The following is a 4,065-nucleotide window of genomic DNA, read 5'->3' on the forward strand; positions in this document are numbered from 1 at the left end:
CCATACGAATCGCCCGCTGACGGACTTCGGGGGAAAAACGAGTATTTTTAGTCATCCTGTTTACCTCTTTCTCAGGGAGTTTAGTCTCCAGGATTTCCGGGGCGGTTCAGTAGAAGGCGTCAAACTCATCACCACCAGCTTATTACAGAAACTGGGGGATATTGAATTGCCGGAGCTGACAGATTCAAGTGCTGACGAAGAAATCAACATTACGTTGAACCGCAGTACTCTGGAGATGTTGAGAAATCTTTCAAAAGAGATCACAGAATCAGAGAACAAGCAGCTTCGCCGTGCGGAGAATCGTCAGGCAAAACTTAATGGTGAGAAGCCAAAATACCCACGTAAAAAAAATGCTAAGAAGGCAGGGGAAGAGACCGATCAGGATACTGACCCACAGCCGGACGCAGAATAATTTACTTTTGGCAAAGTGCTGGTTTTGTCAGAGTCATTAAGGATTCAGGCTTTTTGCCCGCCTTTTTTAAACCTCCATGTATCGTTCTTGCCCCGTTTATGCGGGGCTTTTTTTTTGCTTCTTTCTATGAGTTGACATCTTTAAGTTTTATTCAGAGACATAAAAAACTTTTTCGTGTCACTGAACCTATTAGGTTACTGAGCGACGTTGCTATCCTGGTAAAAGTTTTTTCTAAAGGACCGGTAAAATGTCATCTCTTGATTCTGAAGCTAAACCCGATAATGCAGGTCACAGCGTACTGGCTTTAACAACCTCTCATAGCCTGGTGGTTAGCTCTCCTGAAACATTTCTTCCAGATATGCGCAAAGAGCTCGGCATTATCGCGGATCTTGTTGAGTCCTATAATGATGAACTCTGCTTGTTGAAACTCATGGCTGTCCAGTTCAAAACCCACAATCACCAGAAACTTTATTCTTATCTCTCAGGCTACAACCACAGCATCTCAGAAGCGGATGCTTTGTTCGCAGAAAACGCTCTGAGATCAGAATACTGGAAATGCGTTATGGCACTCACTGATGTTTTGCCTATCATGTCGGATGCCAAACGTAACGAATGGGATAAGCAGTTTACGGCCGACCGTTATATTATGCCGCCTCAGGTGATCCCTGATTTCACAGCTGACGCTGTAGTGGGCACAGTCGTTGCTTTGCTTAATGACCGCAATCAATTTATTAAAGAAAGGGTTTACGACGTCTTCCAGTCTCTGAGCCGCAGTCACAAGACAAACAAAGCTTTTGGGTTCTCCACCCGCATGATCACTACCGGAGTTTGCGAGCCGTCTAAATACCCCTGGCAGAAATTAAGGGTGGATTTTAAAGAGTCTGGCATTTCACCGCTGAGCGAGCTCCGCGTTATATGCGCATTCTTCCGTGGCGAACAGGTGAAGGCGATCCATAACACCAAATCATTGGTTGAGGCGTTGGTCGAACATGAGGGGTTCAGAAAATGGATCTGCATCGATGGCAACAGTATTCGTTTCAGGGTTTACAAAAATGGATCAATGCATATTGACGTCCACCCTGATATCGCCGAGCGGCTTAACAATATTTTATCAGCTATCGTACCGCTGGCATTACCTGCCGACCGTATGGCTCATAGCAAGAAATCTTTGGAGGCATTCCCTGTACTTAAGCAGTGCATCGACTTTGATACCCGGATGCAGCTTTCTGAACTGATGTTTAAAAATGACGGGGACAATAAATGGAGTTGCTGGACATCTTTAGGGTCTCTCGCCGAACGCAAATCTTCGAGTGTTGCCGCTGACACCCTTCGGTTCTTAGGGGCAACAGTAACAAAATACGATGTGACATTTTCCTATGATCCGTGTGAGGTTATTCGTTACATCGGCCAGATAGGGGAGATGCCTGATATTGTATCGCATCAGTTTTACCCTTCATCTTGCCGAATCAGCGAATATGTATCTTCCCTGCTTGGTGCAGGGGAAGGGGATACCCTCCTGGAGCCTAATATTGGCCATGCGGATTTGCTTAAATCATTCCCTGCCGGTGTGATCGTTACTGGCATCGAGCTTGATACTTTGAATTGCCTTATCTCCCGGGCTAAGGGATACGATACGACAGAAGCTGACTTCCTCACATGGTCTAAGTCTAATCAACAGAAGAAGTTTGATTATGTCGTGATGAACCCACCTTTTGCCGATAACCGGGCCAGGCTGCATCTCCAGGCAGCTGCATCTCATCTCGCAGCCGGGGGATCTCTAGCAGCCGTTCTTCCATTATCTCTTCAGGGGCTCGATAACCTTTTGGGGGAAGAATTCCGGACGGAATGGATGGACGTTTTTGAGAACGAGTTTGAAAACACGACCGTTTCGGTTCGCATCCTGTACGCCGAACGTATTCAACAAGAGGAAGTCCTATGAGCAACCAACCCACCAGCCTGCCAGAAGAAGATATTGAGTTTGTTATGGATACCTTTCAGAGGAGCATGGGTAAATCCAAGCCTGTCAGGGATACTCAACTAGAGGGTGAGAAACCGCAAAGTAAAGAGTCCGCAAACTCAACTGAAAACCCCGGTTATGAAGAATTCTATTAATTACGCTCATGATATCCTGGTGCAGTTATTTAGAATGATATTTGAGGGATGGGGGACATTGTGATTAAAAGGCGTAACATTCGACGATCAGTTTATGGATTGCTTATTGTTCTTATCGCCGGAAATGTGTGGTTAGGCCTTAGAGCTGATAAAATTCATAAAGTGCGTTATCAGGATTTCTGGTCACCGGCAACTGTGATTAAAGTAACTGTAATGCCTTCAACGAATGAAACCCAGCTCAGTGGTAAAATCCCTAAATCGGTAAGAGTTTCAAACAATTATGTTGAGTACTCGTTACCGGGCACACTCTCGGCCAAGACCATTTACCGAAGCGTGTTAGAAGATGAGATGCTCACTTTGCTTAATGCTGGAGGTCAACTTGAAGTTAAATACACTCTGGACAAGCAGACAAATCGAACTAAGGTATGCACTAAGTGCTTACGGGTGATTAAAGATATTAACCATCAATATTCAGCCACTGAGGTAAAGCATGGGCAGTCCAAAATTTGAAATTGCTGAGCAAATTAAAATGTGGATCGTTGTTTATCTAGTTTGCTTTTTAGCACTTTACTGTGTGTTAAGCGCTCTACATGCGCTTTATGATCCGCTAAATTTACCAGCCCTGACGTGGCCTATCAGCTGGTTCCTGGTGCCTGAAATGACAAGTTTTGGCAGTGCATTATTAGCTTTTGTCCTAACGCCAGGCCTTTGCTCTATAATTGCTGTTTTATTCGGTAAGTCTATCTTTAAAAAAGCTAAAACAAAAATATAGAGTTAATTAGATTGGTGGCTCAGGTTTATAAAACCTCTCACTAGTGAGGTTTATTTTTTATTTTTGGCTGAGATTAACAGCGTTTTCCATAAATGTATCAATAACAACCGTAAGAGACTGGCTGGTACCATGGCTATACTCAGGCCAGGGTAAAAAAGGATATGAAGAATACGCCATCAACATGATACTGGTTGGGCAACGCCAGTCCGTTGGAACACCTTTACTGTAATGGACAATCATAGCCGGGCGACTACAATCAATATCTCCAGCGTTTTTATCGAGTACGAAAGTAGCCAGAACGCCGGTGTCCTTCTGGGATACGAAAACAAGGCTGTCAGTAAAAATAAAGGCCATTAAGGAAGAGGCCAGGAAAGCGCCAGTAAATAAGGACTTCTTCTCTTTCCAAACGCGTCGAGCATATAACCCCATTAGCGCTACCGCTGAAACCATTCCGTACCACTGAGCACCCAAAGAAAAATCTGTTACTGTTTTAGATGTCATACTTTCATTAATAGTAATCATTGCGACAATGAATGGTGATGCGATTCCAAGTGTTGCTAGGACTATCAGCGATATTTCAGACCGGTTTTCTTTAGCGGATCCTTTACTTATTGCAGACATTGCTCTGAACATAACGAATGTACTGTTGAGCATCAGATGGATTTGCCCCTATATTTCCAGACACCTGTTATCACTTAACCCATTACTGGCCCGCTGCCGTAGATATTCCCGTGGCGAGCGATAACCCAGTGCACTATGCGGATGCCAT

5 protein-coding genes and 1 pseudogene are annotated in these 4,065 nt (G+C 44.4%); 5 read left to right on the plus strand and 1 reads right to left on the minus strand.

Annotated elements, in window-relative coordinates; genetic code table 11:
- From ACJHYR_RS27085 to ACJHYR_RS27105, 5 genes and pseudogenes are all read left to right on the plus strand, one after another.
- Positions 1 to 412, plus strand: a pseudogene (locus ACJHYR_RS27085) (hypothetical protein); the annotation flags it as partial.
- Positions 413 to 659: 247 nt separating this feature from the next.
- Positions 660 to 2,351: a DUF4942 domain-containing protein gene (locus ACJHYR_RS27090; RefSeq protein ID WP_042634269.1), complete on the plus strand. Its 1,692-nt coding sequence runs from the start codon at positions 660 to 662 to the stop codon at positions 2,349 to 2,351.
- Positions 2,348 to 2,524: a hypothetical protein gene (locus tag ACJHYR_RS27095; RefSeq protein ID WP_000070863.1), complete on the plus strand. Its 177-nt coding sequence runs from the start codon at positions 2,348 to 2,350 to the stop codon at positions 2,522 to 2,524. The genes ACJHYR_RS27090 and ACJHYR_RS27095 overlap by 4 nt, the downstream gene beginning before the upstream one ends.
- Positions 2,525 to 2,584: 60 nt before the next feature.
- Positions 2,585 to 3,034 (plus strand): hypothetical protein, encoded by a 450-nt coding sequence (locus ACJHYR_RS27100; protein WP_094875903.1) that lies wholly within the window; start codon positions 2,585 to 2,587, stop codon positions 3,032 to 3,034.
- Entirely contained in the window at positions 3,015 to 3,296 is a 282-nt protein-coding gene (locus ACJHYR_RS27105) for a hypothetical protein (protein WP_000535422.1), read from the plus strand. Before ACJHYR_RS27100 ends, ACJHYR_RS27105 begins: the two co-directional genes overlap by 20 nt.
- Positions 3,297 to 3,353: 57 nt before the next feature.
- Here ACJHYR_RS27105 and ACJHYR_RS27110 read toward each other — a convergent pair whose 3' ends face one another.
- Positions 3,354 to 3,950 carry a hypothetical protein gene (locus ACJHYR_RS27110; RefSeq protein WP_046788420.1) on the minus strand — a complete coding sequence of 199 codons (597 nt, stop codon included), beginning with the start codon at positions 3,948 to 3,950 and terminating at the stop codon, positions 3,354 to 3,356.
- Positions 3,951 to 4,065: the final 115 nt, after the last annotated feature.

Origin of the sequence: Escherichia sp. WS1450 (assembly GCF_046487395.1) — a bacterium.
Classification (GTDB): Bacteria; Pseudomonadota; Gammaproteobacteria; order Enterobacterales; family Enterobacteriaceae; genus Escherichia; species Escherichia coli.

What these genes read in the sequence shown, in the direction of transcription:
- ACJHYR_RS27090 (WP_042634269.1), top strand. Translation starts at nt 660, where the DNA reads ATGTCATCTCTTGATTCTGAAGCTAAACCCGATAATGCAGGTCACAGC.
- ACJHYR_RS27095 (WP_000070863.1), top strand. Translation starts at nt 2,348, where the DNA reads ATGAGCAACCAACCCACCAGCCTGCCAGAAGAAGATATTGAGTTTGTT.
- ACJHYR_RS27105 (WP_000535422.1), top strand. Translation starts at nt 3,015, where the DNA reads ATGGGCAGTCCAAAATTTGAAATTGCTGAGCAAATTAAAATGTGGATC.
- ACJHYR_RS27110 (WP_046788420.1), bottom strand. Translation starts at nt 3,950, where the DNA reads ATGCTCAACAGTACATTCGTTATGTTCAGAGCAATGTCTGCAATAAGT.